Annotated in this window: 24 protein-coding genes; 15 read left to right on the forward strand and 9 right to left on the reverse strand. The window is 70.0% G+C overall.

Features of this window, described 5'->3' with window-relative positions:
• Positions 1-8 precede the first annotated feature (8 nt).
• From ureB to Q1B24_RS16110, 5 genes are read left to right on the forward strand one after another with little or no spacing between them, the layout of a single operon-like run.
• On the forward strand, positions 9-344 hold the full coding sequence (gene ureB, locus Q1B24_RS16090; protein ID WP_299930938.1) for an urease subunit beta: 336 nt from the start codon (positions 9-11) through the stop codon (positions 342-344).
• A complete protein-coding gene (locus tag Q1B24_RS16095) occupies positions 337-2,034 on the forward strand; it encodes an urease subunit alpha (RefSeq protein ID WP_299930940.1) in 1,698 nt (565 codons plus the stop codon). The genes ureB and Q1B24_RS16095 overlap by 8 nt, the downstream gene beginning before the upstream one ends.
• A complete protein-coding gene (locus tag Q1B24_RS16100) occupies positions 2,034-2,666 on the forward strand; it encodes an urease accessory UreF family protein (protein WP_299930942.1) in 633 nt (210 codons plus the stop codon). Before Q1B24_RS16095 ends, Q1B24_RS16100 begins: the two co-directional genes overlap by 1 nt.
• Positions 2,659-3,372, forward strand: coding sequence for an urease accessory protein UreG (gene ureG / locus Q1B24_RS16105; protein WP_299930946.1), 714 nt, complete (start codon positions 2,659-2,661; stop codon positions 3,370-3,372). The genes Q1B24_RS16100 and ureG overlap by 8 nt, the downstream gene beginning before the upstream one ends.
• The gene (locus Q1B24_RS16110; RefSeq protein WP_299930948.1) at positions 3,347-4,069 is read left to right on the forward strand and encodes an urease accessory protein UreD; all 723 of its coding nucleotides are present in this window, start codon (positions 3,347-3,349) and stop codon (positions 4,067-4,069) included. Before ureG ends, Q1B24_RS16110 begins: the two co-directional genes overlap by 26 nt.
• 84 nt (positions 4,070-4,153) lie before the next feature.
• Here the strand turns inward: Q1B24_RS16110 and Q1B24_RS16115 are convergent, their stop codons facing one another.
• On the reverse strand, positions 4,154-4,876 hold the full coding sequence (locus tag Q1B24_RS16115) for a hypothetical protein (RefSeq protein WP_299930950.1): 723 nt from the start codon (positions 4,874-4,876) through the stop codon (positions 4,154-4,156).
• A gap of 53 nt (positions 4,877-4,929) precedes the next feature.
• Complete coding sequence (locus Q1B24_RS16120; RefSeq protein WP_299930952.1) at positions 4,930-5,349, reverse strand: helix-turn-helix transcriptional regulator; 420 nt, start codon at positions 5,347-5,349, stop codon at positions 4,930-4,932.
• 144 nt (positions 5,350-5,493) lie between these two features.
• Between Q1B24_RS16120 and Q1B24_RS16125 the strand changes: the two genes are divergently transcribed.
• Entirely contained in the window at positions 5,494-6,009 is a 516-nt protein-coding gene (locus Q1B24_RS16125) for a VanZ family protein (RefSeq protein WP_299930954.1), read from the forward strand.
• Here the strand turns inward: Q1B24_RS16125 and Q1B24_RS16130 are convergent.
• Positions 5,944-6,921, reverse strand: a complete 978-nt coding sequence (locus tag Q1B24_RS16130) for an asparaginase (protein WP_299930956.1) — start codon at positions 6,919-6,921, stop codon at positions 5,944-5,946. The two genes, Q1B24_RS16125 and Q1B24_RS16130, sit on opposite strands and share 66 nt — an antisense overlap.
• 40 nt (positions 6,922-6,961) lie before the next feature.
• Between Q1B24_RS16130 and cysC the strand changes: the two genes are divergently transcribed.
• Genes cysC through Q1B24_RS16150 form a run of 4 tightly spaced genes read left to right on the forward strand, consistent with a single transcriptional unit; the run spans position 6,962 to position 11,139 of the window.
• Entirely contained in the window at positions 6,962-8,170 is a 1,209-nt protein-coding gene (cysC, locus tag Q1B24_RS16135; RefSeq protein WP_299930958.1) for an adenylyl-sulfate kinase, read from the forward strand.
• Positions 8,163-8,699 (forward strand): hypothetical protein, encoded by a 537-nt coding sequence (locus Q1B24_RS16140; protein ID WP_299930960.1) that lies wholly within the window; start codon positions 8,163-8,165, stop codon positions 8,697-8,699. The genes cysC and Q1B24_RS16140 overlap by 8 nt, the downstream gene beginning before the upstream one ends.
• On the forward strand, positions 8,692-9,699 hold the full coding sequence (locus Q1B24_RS16145; RefSeq protein WP_299930962.1) for a sulfite exporter TauE/SafE family protein: 1,008 nt from the start codon (positions 8,692-8,694) through the stop codon (positions 9,697-9,699). The genes Q1B24_RS16140 and Q1B24_RS16145 overlap by 8 nt, the downstream gene beginning before the upstream one ends.
• Before the next feature lie 45 nt (positions 9,700-9,744).
• Positions 9,745-11,139 (forward strand): polysaccharide biosynthesis tyrosine autokinase, encoded by a 1,395-nt coding sequence (locus Q1B24_RS16150; protein WP_299930964.1) that lies wholly within the window; start codon positions 9,745-9,747, stop codon positions 11,137-11,139.
• Here the strand turns inward: Q1B24_RS16150 and Q1B24_RS16155 are convergent, their stop codons facing one another.
• From Q1B24_RS16155 to Q1B24_RS16165, 3 genes are read right to left on the reverse strand one after another with little or no spacing between them, the layout of a single operon-like run.
• Positions 11,140-11,580 carry a TA system VapC family ribonuclease toxin gene (locus Q1B24_RS16155; protein ID WP_299930966.1) on the reverse strand — a complete coding sequence of 147 codons (441 nt, stop codon included), beginning with the start codon at positions 11,578-11,580 and terminating at the stop codon, positions 11,140-11,142. It abuts the gene before it with no gap.
• Complete coding sequence (locus Q1B24_RS16160; RefSeq protein WP_299930968.1) at positions 11,577-11,813, reverse strand: hypothetical protein; 237 nt, start codon at positions 11,811-11,813, stop codon at positions 11,577-11,579. The genes Q1B24_RS16155 and Q1B24_RS16160 overlap by 4 nt, the downstream gene beginning before the upstream one ends.
• 41 nt (positions 11,814-11,854) lie before the next feature.
• Positions 11,855-12,676, reverse strand: coding sequence for a 3-keto-5-aminohexanoate cleavage protein (locus tag Q1B24_RS16165; protein ID WP_299930970.1), 822 nt, complete (start codon positions 12,674-12,676; stop codon positions 11,855-11,857).
• A gap of 23 nt (positions 12,677-12,699) precedes the next feature.
• Between Q1B24_RS16165 and Q1B24_RS16170 the strand changes: the two genes are divergently transcribed.
• Positions 12,700-13,848: a hypothetical protein gene (locus Q1B24_RS16170; protein ID WP_299930972.1), complete on the forward strand. Its 1,149-nt coding sequence runs from the start codon at positions 12,700-12,702 to the stop codon at positions 13,846-13,848.
• 3 nt (positions 13,849-13,851) lie between these two features.
• On the forward strand, positions 13,852-14,280 hold the full coding sequence (gene dtd, locus Q1B24_RS16175; protein ID WP_299930974.1) for a D-aminoacyl-tRNA deacylase: 429 nt from the start codon (positions 13,852-13,854) through the stop codon (positions 14,278-14,280).
• On the opposite strand, the gene Q1B24_RS16180 is transcribed toward dtd, so the two are convergent.
• Positions 14,281-15,432, reverse strand: a complete 1,152-nt coding sequence (locus tag Q1B24_RS16180) for a glycoside hydrolase family 16 protein (protein ID WP_299930976.1) — start codon at positions 15,430-15,432, stop codon at positions 14,281-14,283.
• A gap of 520 nt (positions 15,433-15,952) precedes the next feature.
• On the opposite strand from Q1B24_RS16180, the gene cysD reads away from it, so the two are divergent.
• Genes cysD through Q1B24_RS16195 form a run of 3 tightly spaced genes read left to right on the forward strand, consistent with a single transcriptional unit; the run spans position 15,953 to position 19,437 of the window.
• Positions 15,953-16,867, forward strand: coding sequence for a sulfate adenylyltransferase subunit CysD (cysD, locus tag Q1B24_RS16185; RefSeq protein WP_299930978.1), 915 nt, complete (start codon positions 15,953-15,955; stop codon positions 16,865-16,867).
• On the forward strand, positions 16,867-18,174 hold the full coding sequence (gene cysN, locus Q1B24_RS16190) for a sulfate adenylyltransferase subunit CysN (protein ID WP_299930980.1): 1,308 nt from the start codon (positions 16,867-16,869) through the stop codon (positions 18,172-18,174). The genes cysD and cysN overlap by 1 nt, the downstream gene beginning before the upstream one ends.
• Positions 18,175-18,177: 3 nt before the next feature.
• Positions 18,178-19,437, forward strand: coding sequence for an O-antigen ligase family protein (locus tag Q1B24_RS16195; protein WP_299930982.1), 1,260 nt, complete (start codon positions 18,178-18,180; stop codon positions 19,435-19,437).
• Between the two features lie 114 nt (positions 19,438-19,551).
• Here Q1B24_RS16195 and Q1B24_RS16200 read toward each other — a convergent pair whose 3' ends face one another.
• Both Q1B24_RS16200 and Q1B24_RS16205 read right to left on the reverse strand, forming a co-directional pair.
• Positions 19,552-20,742, reverse strand: a complete 1,191-nt coding sequence (locus tag Q1B24_RS16200) for a glycosyltransferase (protein ID WP_299930984.1) — start codon at positions 20,740-20,742, stop codon at positions 19,552-19,554.
• Complete coding sequence (locus Q1B24_RS16205) at positions 20,739-21,791, reverse strand: hypothetical protein (RefSeq protein ID WP_299930986.1); 1,053 nt, start codon at positions 21,789-21,791, stop codon at positions 20,739-20,741. The genes Q1B24_RS16200 and Q1B24_RS16205 overlap by 4 nt, the downstream gene beginning before the upstream one ends.
• Positions 21,792-21,929 lie beyond the last annotated feature (138 nt).

Genomic DNA, 21,929 nt, shown 5'->3' on the forward strand with positions numbered 1-21,929 from the left:
GCGACCACATGGCCACCCAGAGCGAGCCCACCAGCGCGGGTCCCGGCGCCATCCGGTGCGCGCCCGGCACCCACGTCCTCAACGCGGACCGCACCCCCGACGAGCGGCGTACGGTCGTCATCACCAACACCGGCGACCGGCCGGTGCAGGTCGGGTCCCACGTCCACCTCCCGCTGGTCAACGCCGCCCTCGACTTCGACCGTGCTGCGGCCGAGGGGTTCCGGCTCGACGTGCCCTCGGGCACCTCGCAGCGCTTCGAGCCCGGAGCGTCGCGGTCGGTGGCGATCGTCGCGCTGCGGGGCCGGCGGACGGTGCCCGGCATCCAGGTGCGCGCCGATGGTTGAGATCAGCCGGGAGGCGTACGCCGCCATCTACGGGCCGACGACCGGCGACCAGGTCCGCCTCGGTGACACCGACCTCTGGATCGAGGTCGAGGACGACCTGACCTTCGGGGGCGAGGAGGCCGTCTTCGGCGGGGGCAAGTCGATCCGGGAGTCGATGGCGCAGTCGGCGGTCCCGCGCTCGGGCGGCGCGCTCGACACGGTCATCACCAACGCGGTCGTGCTCGACCACTGGGGCGTCGTGCGCGCCGACGTGGGCCTGCGCGACGGTCGCATCGTGGCGCTCGGGCGTGCCGGCAACCCCGACATCGCCGACGGCGTGCACCCGGACCTGGTGATCGGCCCGGGCACCGACGTCATCTCCGGCGAGGGCAGGATCCTCACCGCGGGCGCGATCGACGTCCACGTGCACCTGCTCTCGCGCTCCCAGGTCGTGGAGGCCCTGGCGACCGGGACCACCACGATCGGCGGCGGCGGCACCGGCCCCTCCGAGGGCTCGAAGGCGACGACGGTGACCCCGGGGGCCTGGCACCTCCAGGCCGTCCACCGGGCACTGGACGACCTCCCCGTCAACGTCCTGCTGATGGGCAAGGGCAACACCGTGTCGGCCGAGGGCCTGGCCGAGCAGGCGCTGGCCGGCGCGGCGGCCTACAAGGTGCACGAGGACTGGGGCGCGACGCCGGCGGCGATCGACGCCGCCCTGCGCGCGGCCGACGAGTTCGGCCTGCAGGTGGCGCTGCACTCCGACAGCCTCAACGAGGCCGGCTACCTGGAGTCGACGCTGGCGGCAATCGGCGGGCGCTCCATCCACGCCTTCCACGCCGAGGGCGCGGGCGGCGGGCACGCGCCCGACATCCTCGAGGTCGCCTCGCACCCCCACGTCATCCCCGGCTCCACCAACCCGACCCTCCCGCACACGGTGAACACCGTCGCCGAGCACCTCGACATGCTCATGGTCTGCCACCACCTCAGCCCCCGCGTGCCCGAGGACCTCGCGTTCGCCGAGTCGCGCATCCGGGCGACCACCATCGCCGCCGAGGACCTGCTGCACGACCTCGGTGCCCTCTCGATCACGTCGTCCGACGCGCAGGCGATGGGCCGCATCGGCGAGGTCATCTGCCGCACGTGGCAGGTCGCGCACGTGATGAAGGCCCGCCTCGGCTCGCTGGGCGGTCCCGCCGACAACGTCCGGGCCCGCCGCTACGTCGCGAAGTACACGATCAACCCGGCCATCGCGCACGGCATCGCCCACGAGGTCGGCTCCGTCGAGCCGGGCAAGCTGGCCGACCTCGTGCTCTGGGACCCGCGGTTCTTCGGGATCCGGCCCGAGGTGGTCATCAAGGCCGGGGCCCTGGTGTGGGGCGCGCTGGGCGACCCCAACGCGTCGATCCCCACGCCCCAGCCGGTGCTGATGCGGCCCACGCTGGTGGGCGCGGACGGCGCCGACCACGCCGTGACCTTCGTGGCGCCTGCAGCGCTCGACGCCGGCCTGGCGTCGTCGCTGGGGCTCCGCCGACGGTTGGCTGCGGTCACGCCGACCCGCGACGTCGGCAAGGCCGACATGGTCAACAACGACGCCCTGCCCGCGATCGACATCGACCCCGAGACGTTCGCCATCACCGTCGAGGGCGAGCTGGTCACGCCGTCGCCCGCCACCTCGCTGCCGCTGGCGCAGCTCTACTCGATGTTCTGATGAGCGCGCTCGCCCTGCTCCTCGCCGACGCCCGACTGCCCGTCGCGGGCCACACCCAGTCCGGCAGCCTCGAGCCCGCCCTGGCCGCCGGGCCGGTCGACGTACCGGTCTATCTGGCCCTCCGCCTCGCCACCGTGACGCGGACCGAGGCGGCCACCGCGGTCGTGACCCTGGCCCACCTGCGCCGCGGCGAGGGTCTCGACGCGGTGTACGACGCCTGGGCCGCCCGCACGGCCAGCGCCGCGATGCGCGACACCTCGCGCGAGCTGGGCCGCGGGCTGCTGCGCGTGGCCGGCACGCTGTGGGACCTGCCGCCGCTGCTGTCCGGGCTGCCCCGCCCGATGGTGCTCGGTGCCATCGCCCACGCCACCGGGCTCGCCCCCGCCGAGGTCGCTGAGGTGGTCGGGTACGACGACCTGCAGACCGTCGCGTCGGCGGCGCTCAAGCTGCAGCCGCTCGACCCCGCCGTCGCCACCGGCTGGGTGGTGGCCGCCCTGCCGCGGCTGGCGGTCATGGTCGAGGAGGTCGCGCACCTCGACTCCCCCGCCGACATCCCCGCCACCGCATCACCGTGGATCGAGCAGCTCGCCGAGGACCACGCCGTCACCACCAGGAGGTTGTTCCGTGCCTGACACTCCCCGCGAGCTCCGGCTGGGCGTCTGCGGCCCCGTCGGCACCGGCAAGTCCTCGCTCATCATGCTGCTCTGCGCCCACCTCGCTGACGAGCTGCGGATCGGGGTCGTCACCAACGACATCTACACCGACGAGGACGCCCGGATGATCCGGGCCGCAGGCGTGCTGGACCCCGCGCGGGTCGTCGCCGTCGAGACGGGTGCGTGCCCGCACACCGCCATCCGCGACGACATCACCGCCAACCTGCTGGCCGTCGAGGACCTGGTCGCCGACCACGGACCGCTCGACCTGGTGCTCGTGGAGTCGGGCGGCGACAACCTGACGGCGACGTTCTCACCCGCCCTCGTCGACGTGCAGGTCTTCGTGATCGACGTCGCCGGCGGCGGTGACGTGGCCCGCAAGGGCGGACCGGGCATCGAGCGCGCCGACCTGCTCGTGGTCAACAAGACCGACCTGGCCCCTCACGTCGGGGTGGACGTCGACCTGATGCGCACGGATGCCCTCCGGGCCCGCGGCGACCGCCCCGTGGTCGCCCTCTCGCGCCACGACCCCGACTCGGTCGCGCAGCTCCTGGGCTGGGTGCGCGCCCAGGTGGCTCGGCAGCGCACCGGTGACCTGGTCCCGGCCGACCCGGGCCCGATGGCGCCGCACGCCCACGCCGGGGGGAGCCGTCACGGCCATGGCGACCACGCCCACGCGCACTGACACCTGCGTCCTCGCCGTCACCGGCACGGCCGACGCCCGGGTGCGGGTGACCTCGCGCGGCGGCCCCTTCCGTGTCGTCACGCTGGCGACCGGCGGAGGCGTGGCCAGGGTGGCGCTGGTCCCGACCCGCGCGCTGCTGCTGGCCGGGGACGCGGTGGAGGTGGACTGCGAGGTCGGGGACGGCCTCACGCTGCAGGTGCAGGAGACGAGCGGCACCGTGGCGTACGACATGCGCGGGGGGTCGGCGTCCTGGTCGTTCGCCGCGCGGGTCGGGGTCGGGTCCCGGTTGGTGCTCGACTCGCTCCCGTGGGTCTCGTCGGCCGGTTCGGACGTCACCCGAACGACGTCGATCCACCTGGGCACGGACGCCACGCTGCTGGCCCGCGAGACCCTCGTGCTGGGCCGCTCGGGCGAGCGACCCGGCGCTCTCGAGTCACGCACGACGATCACCCGGGGAGGCCGTCCGCTGCTCGTCGAGGAGCTGCGCTCCGACCACCTGGCGCCCCAGCGGGTTCTGGACAGCGTCCTGGCCGTCGGCACCTGCCGCGAGCCAGGCGTGGGCAGCCCGTCCCCGCTGCGGCTGGAGACCGGCGACCGGCTGTGGCGGAGGCTGGGTCGCGAGGCCCACGAGACCGCGGCTGCGCTCGACCCGGTGTGGACTGCCCTGCACCGCACGCCACAGTCGTCGGACCGGTAGTCCACGAAAGGCCCCCGCCCTGACGGACGGGGGCCTTCGTGTGGCTCAGAACAGCGTCAGCTGCTGTTCATCGGCTGGTGCTCTTCAGTCGCCGACCTTCTCGGCGGCGTCGGCGACGGCCTTCGCCGCGTTGGTGGCGGTGGCGGTCGCGGCGCTGGCGGTGGCCTTGGCGCTGCTCTGGGCGGTGGCGGTCTTCTTCGCCGCGGTCTTGCGGGCGGTGGTCGCGGCGGCCTTCTTGCCCGCGGCCTTCTGGGTGGCCTTCTTGGCCGTCGGCTTCGGCTTGGGGGCGACCTTGGTCGCGGCGGTCTTGTCCGCGGCGGCGGTGGTGGCCTCGGCGGCCTTCTTGGCCTGAGTGGTGGTGGTCTTCGCCTTGGCGACGGTGGTCTTCGCCGACGACACGGTGGCCTTGGTGGACTCCTGGCGGCGGATGCGGCCCACGAGGGACTCGCCGCGCTTGACGAGGTCGGCGTAGGTGGCGTTGACGGCGGAGACGTTGTCGTCGACCAGGGTCGAGACCTGCGTGGTGACCTTGGCGGGGTACGCCCGGGCCTCGGCCTGCAGCTCGACGACGCGGGCCTCGATGGCGGCGCGGCGGGCCTGGGCCTGCTTGCGCAGCGCCTTCGGGTCGGTCGCGGTCTTCTGGACGTCGTTCACGCGGGTGGTGACGTCCTTCTGCACGGCGGAGACGCGCTTCTGCACGTCGGCGACGGCCTCACGGACGGCCTCGACGGCCAGGTCGGTCGCGCCGACGTAGGCGAGGACGGGCTTGAGGGCTTCGGTCTTGAGGTCGCGCTTGGTGGTGGCCATGGTGGAGCTCCTTCGGGTGGGGCGGGTGGGTGGTGCCGGGGTGGTGCTGACGTTCAGGACTGGTCGCGCTCGTTGAGCGCGAGGAACGAGGCGTAGACGTCGAGCAGCGAGTGCTTCTGCCGCTCGGTCAACGCGGTGTCGGCGAGGATCGCCAGCTCCACGGAGCCGGGCTGGCCCGGGTCGGGGTGGACGATCCCGGCGCGGACGTAGAGCTGCTCGGCGCTGACGCGCAGGGCGCGGGCGAGCTGCTGGAGCACCTCGGCCGACGGCTTGCGCAGGCCGCGCTCGATCTGGCTGAGGTAGGGGTTGCTCACCCCGACCTGGTCGGCGAGCTGCCGCAGCGAGAGGTGCGCGCCGAGACGCTGCTCCCTGAGGTAGTCACCCAGCGTGCCGAGCGAGCCGACGACCGCCTTGCTGGTCTTGCTGGTGGTCTTCGCGCTCACCGTGGCCGGGCTGTTCTTGTCCTTGGCCATACCCCCATTGTGCTAACACGAGTTAGCAAAACTCAAACTGAGGGCAGGTGACACCCCTCACAACTCCGCTTTCCATGCGTATTCCAGCGCTAGCAGACCGGTTCGCACCACTGATCGAACGCGTGGTCGACCTAGGATCCACCCGTGCCTGCCCACCGCCTGAGCCCCCGCGTGCGTACGACGCTGCGCGCCGCGTTGGCGGCCTGGGTCGTCATCCTCGCGGTGACCCTTCTCGCGCCATCTGCGACGGGCCCGTCGTGGCTCGTCGAGACGGTCGCAGGCGCCCTCTCGCGCCTGGGCGTGCCTGATGCACTGGCCGCTCCTGCCCGCGTCGAGTTCGGGCTGAACGTCGCTGCGTTCGTGCCGTTGAGCCTTCTCGGAGCCGTGTTGTGGCCTCGGCTCATCTGGCGCGACTGGACCGCACTCGGCTTCGCTTCGTCGTTCCTCGTCGAGGTGGTGCAGGCCGTCGCGTTCGACGCACGGTCGGCGACCCACGCGGACGTGGTCGCCAACACCCTCGGCACCCTCATCGGTGCGCTGCTCGGGCACCTGGTCGCAAGGATCCTCGGGGCGAAGGCCCGCAAGGCAGGTGCCTCAGAAGGCGGCGCGGATCTCCCCGACCGGCACTCCCCCACCGAGGAGCTCGAACCGCCCCGTTGACGCGACCGCCGCGGCGTCGACACCCGCTTCGTCGAGCACACCCGAGCGGCGCAGCGCCTCGGCCATCAGCACCGGGCGGACCCGCGCGGCGCCGTCGTCGGTCTTGAGCGCCCAGGCGCGGCCGTCGGGCAGGGCGATGGCGTAGCAGGACTCCGCGCCGGCCTTGCCGATGAGCCCGGGGACAGCCCGGTGCAGGGCGAGCTCGTCGCGCGTGGTGCCGCTGACGTACTCGGGGTGGCGTCGGATCGCGTCGGCGACGCGGCGCTGCGGGCCGTCGGTCGCCGTGGCCAGCGTCGAGAACGCCCGCGCCAGCCCGGTGAGCGAGGTGGACAGGAGCGGCGCCCCGCAGCCGTCGACGGCGACGGTGTCGATCGGCTCCCCGGTGAGCCGGGCGAACGTGTCGGCAATGGCGACCTGGAGCGGGTGCGCGGGGTCGAGGTAGGTGGTGGTGTCCCAACCGCGCAGGACGCAGGTCGCGATCATCGCCGCGTGCTTGCCCGAGCAGTTCATCAGGACCGGCGCCTTCGATCCCCCGGCTCGTACGACGGCCTCGCGGGCGTCGTCGTCGAGCGGGTAGTCGGCCGGTGTCCGGAGCGCCGACTCGTCGAGACCGGCCGACGCCAGGGTGCGGCGTACGCCCTCGACGTGGAACGACTCCCCCGAGTGCGACGCACAGGCCAGCGCGAGCAGGTCGTCGGGCAGGTCGAGCCCGAGCTCCACCATCGCGAGCGCCTGGAGCGGCTTGTTGCTCGACCGCGGGAGCACCTGCGCGGCGACCTCACCGACGGACCAGTCGACGGTTCCGTCGGCGGCCAGCGCCACGATCGAGCCGTAGTGGTGGCCCTCCACGAACCCGGAGCGGACGATCTCGGCGACGACGGGCAGACCAGCGACAGGCACGGGGGCAGGCATGGGCGCAGGCTACTTCCCGCTCCTCTGACAGGATGCGCGGGTGATCCAGCACTGCCCGACGCCGACCGAGCTCGACGACCTGGAGCTCCTCCTCTCCGGCGCCTACGCCCCGCTCACCCGATTCAACGAGCCCGGGAGCGTGGTCACCCTCGACCTCCCCGAGGGCACCGACGAGGCCGAGCTGGTCGATCCCGAGGGCCTGCCGCTGGCCCGAATCGCCGCCGACGGGTCGCTGGAGGCGCTGACCCACGCGCAGTACGGTCCCTTCCGCCGGCTGCACCTCACCCCGGCGCAGGCGCGCGAGCAGCACGCCGGCGCGACGTTCGTCCCGGTCGTGGACGCGCTCACCGAGGCCGACCTCGAGGAGCTGCGCGGCCTGGGTCGCGTCGTGCTCGTCGCCCTGATGGGCACCGGCACCGCGTCGCTCTCCCCTGTCGCGCTGGTGCGCGCCACCCTCGCCGCCGCCGACCTGCTCGGTGACGCGTCGGTCGTGGCGGTCCCGCTCCCCTCCCACGGCGACGCCGGCGCCGACCACGCCCTCGGGGCGCAGGTCGTGCAGACCTACGCCGGCGACGACCCCGTCCACGCCCTGGTCGACCCACCGCTGGTCGAGGAGGGCGCCCCGCGCCCGTCACGAGACCTCCCCGCCCCCATCGCCGCGATCGTCGACGCGGACCAGCCCGAGCCCGAGGAGCAGGGCCTGGTGCTGTTCTTCACCGGCCTGTCCGGGAGCGGCAAGTCCACGCTCGCCCGCGCGCTGATGGACCTGCTGCTCGAGCAGGGCGGCCGCTCCGTGACCAGCCTCGACGGCGACGTCGTACGCCGGCACCTGTCCGCGGGCCTCACCTTCAGCAAGGCCGACCGCGAGACCAACATCCGCCGCATCGGCTGGGTCGCCGCCGAGATCGCCCGCCACGGCGGGGTCGCGGTCTGCTCGCCGATCGCGCCGTTCGCCGAGACGCGCGAGCAGGTGCAGGAGATGGTCGAGGCGGCCGGGGGCGCGTTCTTCCTCGTCCACGTCGCCACCCCGCTCGAGGAGTGCGAGCGCCGCGACCGCAAGGGCCTGTACGCCAAGGCCCGCGCGGGCGAGATCCCCGAGTTCACCGGCATCTCCTCGCCCTACGAGGAGCCCGTCGACCCGGCCGTCCGCGTCGACACCACCGGCCGCACGATCGAGGACGCGCTCGACGACGTCCTGGTCGCGCTCGACGAGGCCGGCTACCTCCACCTGCGGGGCACGGATGCCTGAGCCGCTGAAGGTGCTCTTCGTCTGCACCGCCAACATCTGCCGCTCGCCCTACCTCGAGCTCACCGCGCGGGCGCTGTCCGGGGAGGACTCCGGGGTGCAGTTCTCCAGCGCGGGCACCCACGGCTTCGACAGCCACGCGATGGACGACGCCATGGTCGCCACGCTCGCCGAGGACACCTCGTCCGGCTTCGCGAGCCGTCGCCTGACCGGCGCGATCCTCGCCGAGGCCGACCTGGTGCTGACCGCGGAGGCCACGCACCGCAGCTTCATCCTGGAGGAGTACCCCCAGCATCTGCGCAAGGTCTTCACGGTCGGCCAGTTCGCCGCCGCGGTCGAGGAGCACCCCGACCTGCGCGGGCGGGAGCTGGTCGCGGCGGTCGGAGCACGGCGTACGGCCGCGCGGCCCGAGCACGACATCGCCGACCCCTACCGGCGCGGGGAGGCCGCAGCGACCACGGCAGCCGACACAATGTCGAGTATGTTGGGTGTGATCGTTCCGCGGCTCGCGACAGGAGGCTCGGGTGGCTGACCTCCTCACCACCGCCGCTCTCTCGATCCTGGTGGCGGGCTTCGTCGTCGGCATCGTGGTCGGCCTGACCGGCATGGGCGGCGGCGCCCTGATGACCCCGGCGCTGCTGTTCCTCGGTGTCGGGTCACCCGCCGTGGTCGTCACCGCCGACCTCACCGCGGCCGCGATCTACAAGACCGGCGGCGCGATCGTGCACAAGCGCGAGGGCTCGCCCAACATGCGCCTGGCGATGTGGCTGATGATCGGCTCGATCCCGATGGCGCTGCTCGGGCCACACCTCGTCGCGTGGTTCACCGACGACACCGACCAGCTCAACCACGTCCTCGTGATCAGCATCGGCTTCGCGCTGCTGCTCGCGGCCGCGACGTACGCGCTGCGGCTCTACGTCAACCTGCGCCGCGTGCGCTCGGGCACCCACGTCCACGACGACGACCCCAAGATCCGGGTGGTCCCGACGCTGCTCGTCGGCATGCTCGGCGGCCTGCTCGTCGGCGTCACCAGCGTCGGCTCGGGCTCGGTCATCATGATCGCCCTGCTGATGCTCTACCCCGGCCTGTCGGCGGTGAAGCTCGTCGGCACCGACCTGGTGCAGGCCGTGCCGCTGGTCCTCGCCGCCGCGATCTCCAACATCGCCCTCCACGGCATCGACTGGGAGATCCTGGTCCCGCTCGTGCTCGGCTCGGTGCCCGGCACCATCATCGGCTCGCTGCTCGCCCCGCGCGTGCCGCAGTCCTTCATCCGCCGCGGCATCGTCGTCGTGCTGACGATGAGCGGCGTCGCGCTGCTCGACAAGTCGGGCTGGGCTCCCCTCGGCGAGGACGAGACCCACCCGATGCTCATCGCCGGCATCGGCCTCGCCGTGCTCGTGGTCCTGCCGATCGTCTGGGGCTTCCTGCGCAAGCAGCAGGGGCTGCCGATGTTCGGCTCCCCCACCATCGCCGAGATGGAGGACCCCGACTACCGTCCCGGTCTCGTGGGGATGAAGAGGGTCCGCGACTAGTCCTTTAGGCTTGTCAAACTTTTGTTGACAAGAAGAGGATCAAGCGTGGAGCTGCAGGACTACTGGCGCACCGTCCGACGACGGTGGCGGCTGGTTCTCGGAAGTATTCTGGTGGTCTCGGCGCTCGCCGCGATCTGGACGTGGACGACGACCCCGCTCTACTCCTCGAGCACACGCCTCTTCGTGTCGACGAGCCAGACCGACGAGAACAGCGCCTACACCGGCAACCTGTTCGCCACCCAGCGCGTGGCGTCGTACGCCGACCTGGTGACCAGCAACCAGCTCGCCGAGCGGGTCGCCGGCGAGCTCGACGACGCCGACCCCGCAACGATTCGCGGCCAGGTCACGGCCTCGGCCGTGCCCGAGACGGTCCTGCTCGAGATCTCAGCCACCGACGCCGACCCCGAGCGCGCCCGCGACATCGCGCAGGCCTACGCCGAGCAGCTGCAGATCCTCGTCGAGGAGCTGGAGACCCCGCGCGGGAAGACCGCCGCCGTCGTCAAGGCCACCCTCATCGACGACGCCCAGGTCTCGACCTCGCCCGTCTCGCCGCAGCCGCTGCGCAACCTCGCGCTCGCCGGCGTGCTCGGCCTGCTGCTGGGCATCGGCCTGGCCGTGGCGCGCGAGCTGCTCGACACCAGCGTCAAGGGCGCCGACGACATCGCCGAGATCACCACGGCCCCGGTCCTCGGCAACATCTTCCAGGACCCCGACGCCAAGCGCGCCCCGAGCGAGGTGCTCTTCACCGCGACTCCGTGGGCCGAGGCGTTCCGCGTCCTGCGCACCAACATGCAGTACGTCGACATCGACAACGCCCAGAAGGTCATCGTGGTCACCAGCTCGCTGCCCGGTGAGGGCAAGAGCACGACCGCGGTCAACCTCGCGGTGACCCTCACCCAGGCCGGCCAGAGGGTCGCCCTGGTCGAGTGCGACCTCCGCCGCCCCCTCATCGCCGACCGCCTCGAGCTCGACGGCGCGATCGGCACCACGAGCGTGCTGATCGGCAAGGTCAGCGCCGAGGACGTCATGCAGCAGTACGGCGAGACGTCCCTCGACGTCATGGTCTGCGGCCAGATCCCGCCCAACCCCTCGGAGCTCCTGCAGTCGCAGGCGATGGAGCTGCTGCTCCTCGACCTGCGCCAGCGCTACGACATCGTCATCCTCGACGCGCCGCCGCTCCTGCCGGTCACCGACGCGGCCCTGCTCGCCACCCGCGCCGACGGTGCGGTCGTCGTGGTCAGCCACGGGCGTACGACGCGGGACCAGCTGTCGACGGCCATCGAGCGGCTCGAGTCCGTGGACGCCACGACACTGGGCGTCGTGGTCAACCAGACCCCGGCCAAGAAGTCCGCGAGCGGCTACGGCTACGGCTACGGCTACGCCCCGCTCGACGCGGAGCCCGTCGTGGCCGGCAACGGCGGCAAGCGCCGCCGACGCTGATCAGCCGCCCGCGACGAGGGGGTTGCGGGTCACCAGCTCGGGGAACCAGCTGAAGTCCCGGTCGGCCGTCAGGAGCTCGTCGACGCCGTGCCCGAGGCAGATCGCTGCGACCCGCGCGTCGTGGACCTTCGGCCCCGTGACGCCGCCGCGGTCCAGCAGGCCACCCAGCCGGCCCCAGTGGTCGGGCGTCTCACCGAGCAACGTGACCCTCGGCCACGCCATGAGGTCGTCGACCGCCTGGCGGGCGACGCCGGGACGGGTGGGCGGGACGTAGATGCGCGGGTGGGTGACGACGGCGAGGAACTCGTGGACGCACGGCCACGGCACACCCCACGACCGACCCGCCGACCCGAGGTGCTCGAGGGTCGCCCTGGCCTCCTGGTGGAACGGCGAGTCGGCGCGGTGCGCGTAGACCAGGATGTTGGTGTCGACAGCGATCATCGGGGCGTCTCGTAGGACGCAGCGATGGCTTCTCCGGCCGCCACGTCGTCGGCGAGGCCCCGCCCGTCGACCGCCGTGAAGACGAAGTCGACCTTCGGGGTCGGCGTCGCGCGACGAGCCAGCTCGCTGCGCAGGCCCTCCACGACCAGCTCCCGCATGGTCACCCCGCTCTCGCGCGCGACGTCGCGCACCTGACGTACGAGGTCGTCCGGCAGCTCGATGGTCGTCTTCATACGGGTCACCTTACCAGTCGACCCGTACACCCATATCGGGCTCAGCGCAGGCCGAGCAGCTCCCGGCACTGCGCGGGCTTCATCGGCTCCCGCTGCGCGATCCGGCCCAGCTCGACGGCGCGCTCGACGAGCTGGGCGTTGGACTCGACGGGTACGCCGCGGCTGATGGTGAGCACGTCCTCCATCCCGACGCGCAGGTGTCCGCCCATCGACAGCGAGGCCATCGCGACCGAGAGCGTCGAGCGGCCGATGCCGGTGGCCGACCACGAGGTGACCTCCGCCGGGAGCGCGGCGACGCCGGCGACGAGCGCGGGGGCGGTGCCGGGCATGCCGCCGGGGACGCCCATCACGAAGTCGACGTGCACCTTGCCGCCGGCCGGGACGCCGTACTGCCGGATGAGCCGGCCGAGCGCGTGCACCTGGCCGAGGTCGAAGAGCTCGAACTCCGGGGCGACCCCGCGCTCGAGGGCGAGCTGGTAGAGGTCCTTGACGAAGGGCCACGGGTTGAGGAAGACGTCGTCGCCGAAGTTCGTGGTGCCCATGGTGAGCGAGCACGAGTCGGGCTCGGCGTCCAGCACCTTCAGCCGCTCGTCGAGCGGGTCGTGCACCGAACCGCCGGTGGAGAGCTGCACGACGAGGGAGGACGACTCGCGCACCGCGGCGACCCACTCGCGCAGCAGTGACTGGTCGAGCGTGGGCTGGTGGGAGGCGTCGCGCACGTGGATGTGGATCATCGCCGCGCCCGCCGCCTCGCAGTCGGCGGCCGTGCGGGCCACCTCCTCAGGGGTGGTCGGGAGCTGCGGGCAGTCGGCCTTCGCCGTCTCGGCTCCGGTGGGTGCCACCGTTATCAGCAGATCGTCCATGCGCGCACCTTAGACTCCCGCGAGTGACCCTTTCGGCCAGCCCTCGCCACGTCGTCGCCGTCACCGCGCTCGGGACGCAGGTCCACGTCGAGGTCGCCGGTGGCCACGCCGACACCGTCGCCGCCGAGCTGCTGCGCGCGTGGTCGCGCTGCGACGCCCGCCGGGTCGACGACGCGCAGGGGCGCAGCGTGCGGGTGGTGGTCGACGACGACCCCGCCGCGATCGAGGACGCCGCCGCCCGGGGCTCGATCGCCGGCCCCAGCGCGTCGGTCGTGGGCGACCAGGTCGCCCTGGCGGTGACCCTCCAGGCGATGGAGGCCAACGAGGGCGACCTCCTCATGCTGCGCGCCGCGGCGGTGGCCGACGCGGAGACCGGGCGGTGCGTCGTGCTGGTCGGACCGGCCGGCAGCGGACGCTCGACGGCAGCACGCACGCTTGCGCGCCACTTCGGCTACGTCACCGACGACACCGTCGCCTTCACGCCCTCGCTCGACCTCCTCCCCTACCGCAAGCCGCTCGCCGTGGGCGAGGCCGCCGAGGGGCTCCGGTCCCCCGACGAGCTCGGCCTGCGCGAGGCGCCCGAGGCCCTGCGTCCGGCAGCCGTGCTGCTGCTGGAGCGCCACAGCGAGGGCTTCGTGCCGCCCGAGCTGACCGAGCTGTCCACCGCCGAGGCCGTGGCCCACCTGTCGGGCAACGCGTCCTACCTGCGCTCGCTCGACAGGCCGCTGCACCGCCTGGCCGCGCTCGTCGAGGAGGTCGGGGCCGTGCACCGGGTGGACTACCGCGAGGCCGACGACCTGGTCGCGGTCACCCAGCAGCTGCTCAACCACCCGACCCCGCGAGACACCGAGCCGGAGCCGGACGAGCCGACCCTCACCGAGCTCCTCGGGCGTGCCACCCCCGGCGACGGGCCGAGCGTGCGGCGCGCGGACTTCGTCGACCTCCACGTCAGCGACGGCGTCGGCACCGTGATGCTCGGCGAGACCGTCGTCGCGCTGTCGTTCCTCGCGACGCGCATCGTCACGCTGCTCGGCGACGGCGCGGCCACCCTCGACGACCTCGCCGAGGCGCTGCTGGTCGAGTTCGGAGAGCCGGAGTCCGGCGACGCCCGGTCGCTCGTGGAGACCAACGTCGCCGACCTCGTCGGGGTCGGCGTCCTCACCCGGGCCTGACCCGTGCGCGCCGTCATCCAGCGAGTCCTGTCCGCCGCCGTCCGGGTGGACGGCGAGGTCGTCGGCGAGCTCGACCGGCCGGGCCTCCTGGTCTACCTCGGCGTCACCCACGACGACGGCCCGACCGAGGTCGCGTGGACGGCCCGCAAGATCTGGGACCTGCGGCTGCTGCGTGAGGAGCAGAGCGCCAGCGACGTCGACGCGCCCGTGCTGGTCGTCAGCCAGTTCACGCTGTACGGCGACGCGCGCAAGGGCCGCCGGCCCACCTGGCAGGCCGCCGCACCCGGCCCGGTCAGCGAGCCGCTCTACGACGCAGTCTGCGCGGAGCTCGAGCGCCTCGGCGCCCACGTCGAGCGAGGCCGCTTCGGCGCCGACATGCGCGTCGAGTCCGTCAACGACGGCCCGATCACCCTCGTCCTCGACACTTCCTAGCTAGCCCTTCGGGCCGGTCTCCCACACCCGCGCCCAGTCGACCTCCATGGTCTCGGGCAGCTTGCCGTCGAAGCGCGGCAGCTCGTAGTCCGACGACAGCAGGCTGAGGATGAGGAACTCCGGCTTGCCCGAGCTCACGCCCTTCAGCCGCTGGGTGACCTTGTCGTCGATGCGGAAGACGTACTCCTCGGGCGTCCACTCCACGGAGAACACGTGGTACTCCTCGGCCCAGTCGTCGCCCAGCTCGTCGGCGTTCGGGAGCCAGTCGCCTACGGTCTGCTTCTTCCCCTTCTTGTCGAGGAAGTAGGTGAAGCTGGTCAGGCCGCCCTCGGGATGGTCGTCGCCGAAGTACTCGATGACGTCGATCTCGGCGCCACCCTTCTTCGGGCCGCCGGTCTGCTGGCCGCCGACGGCCTGCATCCAGAAGGCCGCGTGCTGGCCACGGGAGGCCTGCGTCCTGATGCGCGCGGCGGCGAAGCCGTAGGTGAAGGCATAGCTGCCCTCGGTGCCGACGTGGCCGTTGAGCCGGTAGGGGAACTTCTTGCGCCGCCCGGGCAGCTGGCACTCGTCGCCCTTGCGGTCGGGGTCTGCAAGGACGCTGAGCTCGAGCACGCCGTCGGTGACCTCGGCGGCGTCGGCGCTGGCCCGCGAGCAGGTGCGCACGCCGATGTAGCCCTGGTCGCGGGTCACCCACGTGGCGCCCTCCCCGTCGACGGAGTCGGGGTTGTCGAAGTCGTCGGTGAAGGTGGCTTCGGGTGCGTCGTCGGTCGAGACCTCCGCGCCGATGGCGTCGTCACCGTCCCCGACCACCACGTGCAGGTCGCCGGACTCGCGGCTGGTGAGGGAGACGTGGCCCTTGCCATCGGTCTCCTCCTCGTCGACCTCACTCCAGCCGTCGTCGCCCTTCGCGACCAGGACCACCGAGGTTCCCTCGTCGACGTCGGCGACCGTGGCGTCCACGACCCAGGCGGCGTCGTCGGCGGACTCGACGTCCTCGCCGTTGGCCGCCAACTGCGGCAGGACCTGGGCCTCGACGCTGTCGCTCTTGTCGTACGACGGCGGCGTGGCGTCGCCGCCGTCCGAGGAGCTGCAGCCAGTCACGAGCAGGGCGCCTGCGAGTGCGGCGGAGATGAGCGTGGGGGTGTTCCGCATGCGCGCCATTGTGTCGAAGGCACCGCACACCGGACCAATCGTCCGGTTCGCCTCAACAGAGCGGTGTGTCAGCCGGCGGACCGAGCAGCGCCCACGGAGACCGCAGCGTGCTCCCGCCGCGACGCGCAAAGCACACGAGCTTCGTGGGGCCAGCGCGAGGCAGCGGTGCGCCGGGACTCGATGCGTGAGAGGTACGACACGCGGCCAGCGTCAGCGGCTGCCGCTCGGCCGACGATCACCGGAGCGACATGACCCGCCGCGAACATCCGACCGACCACCAGCGCGGCGGGCACGGACAGCACGATCCACGCTGCGACGACCAGGACGACCGAGAGGACCATGACCACCTGTTACCCCCCTCACATGCGGACTAATCCTTCTGAGCGCGGAAATGTGACAGCCCTGCCACAGGAAGCTCGGAAGTTCGTCTCTGCCAGTCACCGGCAGTGCGAATCGTCCGTAGGGCGACCCGTCGCTACGATGATGGCTGCTGTCCCCGAGAGAGGCCGTCGCTAACGCCATGACCAACACCCACGTCGACTACCAGCTGAGTCAGTTGGACCAGCTCGAGGCCGAGTCGATCCACATCTTCCGTGAGGTCGCTGCGGAGTTCGAGAAGCCGGTCCTGATGTTCTCCGGTGGCAAGGACTCCATCGTCATGCTCCGCCTGGCGGAGAAGGCGTTCTTCCCGGCCAAGCTCCCCTTCCCGTTGTTGCAGGTCGACACGGGCCTGGACTTCGACGAGGTGCTGTCCACGCGCGACTCGTGGGTCGAACGCCTCGGTGCGCGGATGATCGTGGCCACCATCGACGAGGCCATCAAGGCCGGTCATGTGGTCGATGACGGCAAGACCAGCCGCAACCGCATGCAGATCGGCACCCTGCTCGGTGCCATCGAGGAGAACGGCTTCACCGCCGCCTTCGGTGGTGGCCGCCGCGACGAGGAGAAGGCCCGCGCCAAGGAGCGCGTCTACTCCCACCGCGACGACTTCGGCCAGTGGGACCCGAAGAACCAGCGTCCCGAGCTGTGGAGCCTCTACAACGGCCGCATCCACGCCGGTGAGCACATGCGGATCTTCCCCCTCTCCAACTGGACCGAGCTCGACATCTGGAGCTACATCCACCGCGAGCAGATCGAGATCCCCTCCATCTACTTCGCCCACGAGCGCGAGGTCATCGAGCGCGACGGCATGCTGCTGTCGGTCGGCCCGGAGATCCAGCCCAAGGGCGGCGAGAAGATCGAGAGGAAGTTGGTGCGCTTCCGCACCGTGGGTGACCGCACCCAGACCGGCTGCGTGGAGTCCGAGGCCTCCGACACCGCCGCAATCATCGAAGAGATCGCCGTGGCGCGAGTGACCGAGCGCGGCGCGACCCGTGGCGACGACCGGTTCTCCGAGGCTGCCATGGAAGACCGCAAGAAGGAGGGCTACTTCTGATGGCCGACGAGAAGACCACCACCGTCGGCGAGGAAGCTGCCGCCGTCACCGAGAACGCCGACCTGCTGCGCTTCGCCACCGCAGGCTCCGTGGATGACGGCAAGTCCACGCTCATCGGGCGCCTGCTGCTCGATTCCAAGTCGATCTTCGAGGACCAGCTCGAGGCGGTGGAGTCGACCAGCCAGTCCAAGGGCTACGACTACACCGACCTGGCACTGCTGACCGACGGTCTGCGCTCCGAGCGCGAGCAGGGCATCACCATCGACGTGGCCTACCGCTACTTCGCGACGCCCAACCGCAAGTTCATCATCGCCGACACCCCGGGCCACATCCAGTACACCCGCAACATGGTGACCGGCGCCTCGACCGCCGACCTGGGCCTGGTCCTCGTCGACGCCCGCCAGGGCCTCACGGAGCAGTCCCGCCGCCACGCGGTGCTGCTCTCGCTGCTGCGCGTCCCGCACCTCGTGCTGGCGATCAACAAGATGGACCTCGTCGACTGGGACGAGTCCGTCTACGAGAAGATTCACCGCGAGTTCACGACCTTTGCGACCAAGCTCAACATCCCCGACCTCGAGGTCATCCCGATCTCGGCGCTGCAGGGCGACAACGTCGTCAACCGCTCCGAGAACACCCCGTGGTACTCCGGCCCGACGCTCATGCACCACCTCGAGCACGTCCACGTCGCCTCGGACCGCGACCTCGTGGACACCCGCTTCCCGGTGCAGTTCGTCATCCGCCCCAAGTCCGACCAGTACCACGACTTCCGCGGGTACGCCGGCCAGGTGGCCGGCGGCGTGCTGAAGAAGGGCGACGAGGTCGTCGTGCTGCCCAGCGGCATGACGTCCACCATCTCGAAGGTCGAGCTCTTCGACACCGAGATCGCCGAGGCGTTCCCGCCGATGTCGGTGACGATCCACCTCGAGGACGACGTCGACGTCTCCCGCGGCGACATGATCGCCCGGCCGAAGAACGCGCCCAAGCCCAGCCAAGACATCGACGCGATGATCTGCTGGATGACCAACGAGCCCCTCAAGCCGCGGCAGAAGCTCGCCATCAAGCACACCACCCGAACCGGGCGTGCGATGGTCAAGGACATCCAGTACCGCCTCGACGTCAACTCACTGCACCGCGACCAGGAGGCCGGCGAGCTCGCGCTCAACGAGATCGGCCGCGTCCAGTTGCGCACCACCGTGCCGCTGCTCTGCGACCCGTACTCAAAGAACCGCACCACGGGCTCGTTCATCCTGATCGACGAGGCCACCGGGGTCACCGTCGGCGCGGGCATGATAAACAGCGGAGCCTGAAGGTTGAAGTCCCGCACTGCCTCGGGCGATGGGAACCTGCGCGGACTCACACGGCTGCGATTGATCGTTCTGCTGTACCCCTTGGGTGCGGCTGTCTTCAACCCTGGCACCGGACTGACATCGGGTATGTATGCCACGATCCCGATCATCGTTGTCTATGTTTTCAGGCGACTCACGTCCCCTCGCCCGGTCGCGAGTTACGAAGTCCTCCTTTTATTGTCATCGGCGATCGTACTTGCCAGCCCCTTCTGGACTGGGCACCTCGTCGCTGGCGACACATCTGCCAGCCGCGGTGCCGCGTTGAGCATCCTCTACGCAATTGCAGCTATCGAGTTCATACGCACTAGGCAGCAGTTGATCTTCACGTTGCAAACACTGGCAGCTGGCGGAACCCTTTACGCGGCGTACTTCCTCACGCGCTCAGAGGCGTACGACAATGCGACGAACCGCGCCACTGTCGAGTTCGCCAACGCGAATTACACAGGGGCCATTTTGGCCTTCACCGCCGTGTGCACCCTCCATCTGGTGCGCGATGCAGGGTGGTCGTGGCGTGTCGCCCTCGTGGCGGCGACTGCCGTGCAATCGGGGGCAATTCTCGCCACCGGATCCCGCGCCTCCATCTCCGGCGCAATTATCGGAATATTGTTTCTCCTTCGCAGCGAGCGGCCGACGCGTTTTCGCGACGCCGCAGTCTTCTTCGGAATGGCAGCATTTGGAGTCCTTCCCTTCCTTGCGAGCCTTGAATCGCGGCTACGTGAGATCGCCGTGTGGGCCGGCCAATTCGACTCGCGCGAGCGCGCTGCCTCGTCGCGCAACCTGTCGGGACGCGACGCATTGTGGGAACAATCTCTTCAACTCCTTCCGGACCAGCTTCTCACTGGATGGGGGCCGGACCGTTACAGGTTCCGTTTGCCGTCACAGGGACTTACTCACAATTGGGTTCTTGAACTGCTGCTCTCCGTTGGCGTGCTGGGCACTTTTGTCGTCGTGGCTGCTATCGTCGTCACCTACCGGGGCCCTAGCGCACGCAACGCGGCCACTCAATTCTCAGCCCTGCGGCCCGCGGTGGCCATGTCCATCATTCCATCACTGGGGCTGAGCACTCACCAGTGGACCTTGTGGGCGTGGTTTGCGCTAGCAATCTGTTTCTTGACTGGTCCCGGCTTCGACAAGCATGGTGACGCTTCGGCCGCGCCAGCAGACGAAACCGGATCCAACGTCAATCGTGCGAGTCTTGGCGGGCCGGTAGAAGCCGCGTCATGACACATATGGCGGCCGAAATCCCTTCAGAGAGTCTTTAGACCCGTTTCGACGCCCGAATCCGTTGATCCTCTCGAGCGAGCCGCCCTTTGCGAAGGCGACGTGTCTCGCTCTCAGTCACGACACGTCCGCGGCCAAGTCCTGCAGGAACCCGCGGAGCCTTTCACCTTGCGCTGCATGACCCCGGGTCGTCAGGATGAAGTCCCGCCCTCCAGCACCAATGTCGGCAAGGACGTCCGGCTGTTGGAGTGCCCTATCAATCGCGCGGGCCAGGCCCGCTGCGCCTGGCTCGGAGAACGTCACGTGCGGTTCGTAGTCGGCTGGGATCCCGGGGAGTCGCGTAGTCAGTACGGCCGTGCCGGAAGCCATGTACTCGAGGATCTTCGATGGAAATGAGTACCCAGCGATCATGGTGTTGGGCGGGCGCGGATTGACCAACAGTCTCGCCTGCTCGTACACGGACTGAAGCTGTTGGGCATCGGCCATGCCTCCGAAGTGGACGCGGGCAGATTGTCGAGCCCGCTCTCGCACTAGGTCCTCGAGAGGACCGCGGCCATAGACGGCGAGCCGCCATTGCCCAGCACTGCGAGTAACAGCCTCAAGTAGGTCGAGGACTCCATATTCCGCGTTGAGCGAACCCGCGTACACGACCTCGTGACGAGCCATCCGTGTAGTGCTTGAAGGAAACTCGAGGGGGTCTGCGGCGATTCCCTCCATTAGCAACGTCGGAAGGCCAGGCGCGAAGTCGGTCGCCAGACCGTCCGCAAGCGCAACTACACCGTCCATTCGAGCCAGAGCTGCCCCGATGAGCCGACGGTCCGCCACTTTGAGTGCCGTGGCCGCCAAGTTGTCCAAGGCCGTACGTGTGCTCGGGGGATCGGTCAGCACCGTCACCACAGGCACGCCCCTGATCTTGCCGGCATTCAACCCAGCCCACAGGAGTGGGCTGTGCACCCCATGAATCAGCACCGCATCGAACGCGGCACCACCTCGCCACTGCCTCAGCGCGCGCCGCACAGACACAAACCGGCTGAGGTGCTTGAGACCTGTCAGATTGTAGAAGGGGAGTGTCGTCCCGAGAACGCCGTCCTGTTCGTAGCGTTCTCGTCCAAACCGAATCCGCGAACAATGCGGAAAATCTGCTGCCGGTAGGAAACCGAAGGCGACGACTTCGATCCCCGCGGAGCGCAGGGACCTCGCCATGGACCATCCGAACCTGTGCGTCTGCACTGGCATCGACCGATCCACCTGCAACAGTTCAGACATCCCTGCGTCTGCAGCCAGAAAACCCAAGTAGAGGACTTTCACACCAACCTCCGCGTCTCAGCCGCTGTCGCGAGGGCCTCACGCAAACGTTCTCGAGTTGAGGCCAGGCCAAAGGTGCTGATTACAGAATCCGAGCGGGCGCCCGCCGGAAGATCCTCAGCCTGGGTAGCTGCCCCCAGTGCAGTTATCGCGCGGGGCAGCTCTTTCCCTTCGGGCGACTCGACGTGATACCCGAGACCTGCCCCTACAAGAACCTGAACGCTCGACTGATCTGCCGGCCCCAGTACCAGAACTGGTCTTGCAGCCCCCAGATACTGAGGGACTTTTGTGGAGACAGACAGTCGAGTGAACCGGGCCACCCCCGGAGCCGTTGACTCGATGAAGAGCAGAGCGTCCGCCGAAGCGAGAGCGTGCTGCACCTCGTCAGGGCGCAGAGAACCTCCGTAATGGACGTTAACGTTTTCACTACTCAGTGACTCAGCAAGCGCAGCGTCGGCGGGAGGGACGTTGAGCTCCACCATCCAGTTCTCACCGGCATTGATCTCGACGAGCCGGCGAGCCAGAGACCGGACAACTTGGTCGCGGCCGAGATGAAGTCCACCGACGTACCGCAGCGTTCTGGGGGTGGTGCCGCGATGTCCACTTTCGCGCCTCACACGGTCGAACTCGGAGAAGTCCACGCTATTGCCAACGACGACGGCCGGTCGATGGAGTCGATCCTCGAACTCTGCTCTCATCCGGTCGCCGATGGTCAGCAGGATGGGAGAGTGGCTCAGGACACGCTCGAACTCTCGCTCCACCGTCCGTCGGGCATACCCACCGAGCTGTCCCTGGTTGAAGAGGTTCTCAACCCAGTCATCCATAAAGTGAGGTACGACTGGTAAATCCAGGCGCTCGGCCATCTCGCTTGCGATCTTCATGGCTCGGACCCCGCCCAGCAGCGAGTGGATCACCTGCGGGGCGAAGTCGCGCGCCTTGTCAACTAGATCCCGCGGGAGGTGCACCGGGCCGAGGTCGTTCACGGCGGTGGCGAAAACACGTAGTTGCTGTCGCGGCGTGAGTGAGCCATCCCGCTCGACGGAGTTGTTCATCCCATCGACCGCGCCAGATGGGACCTTGCTGCGCAGCAACCAGCGGGCGAAGCCGTCCAGAGGCGCGATACTAGGCGGGGCCACTATCAAGTTGCGAGGGTGCGAAATTCCACTTGAGTCTGCTCGTAGGCATACCTG

The sequence above is a fragment of the uncultured Nocardioides sp. genome (genome assembly GCF_947488025.1).
In the GTDB taxonomy this organism is placed as follows: Bacteria; Actinomycetota; Actinomycetes; order Propionibacteriales; family Nocardioidaceae; genus Nocardioides.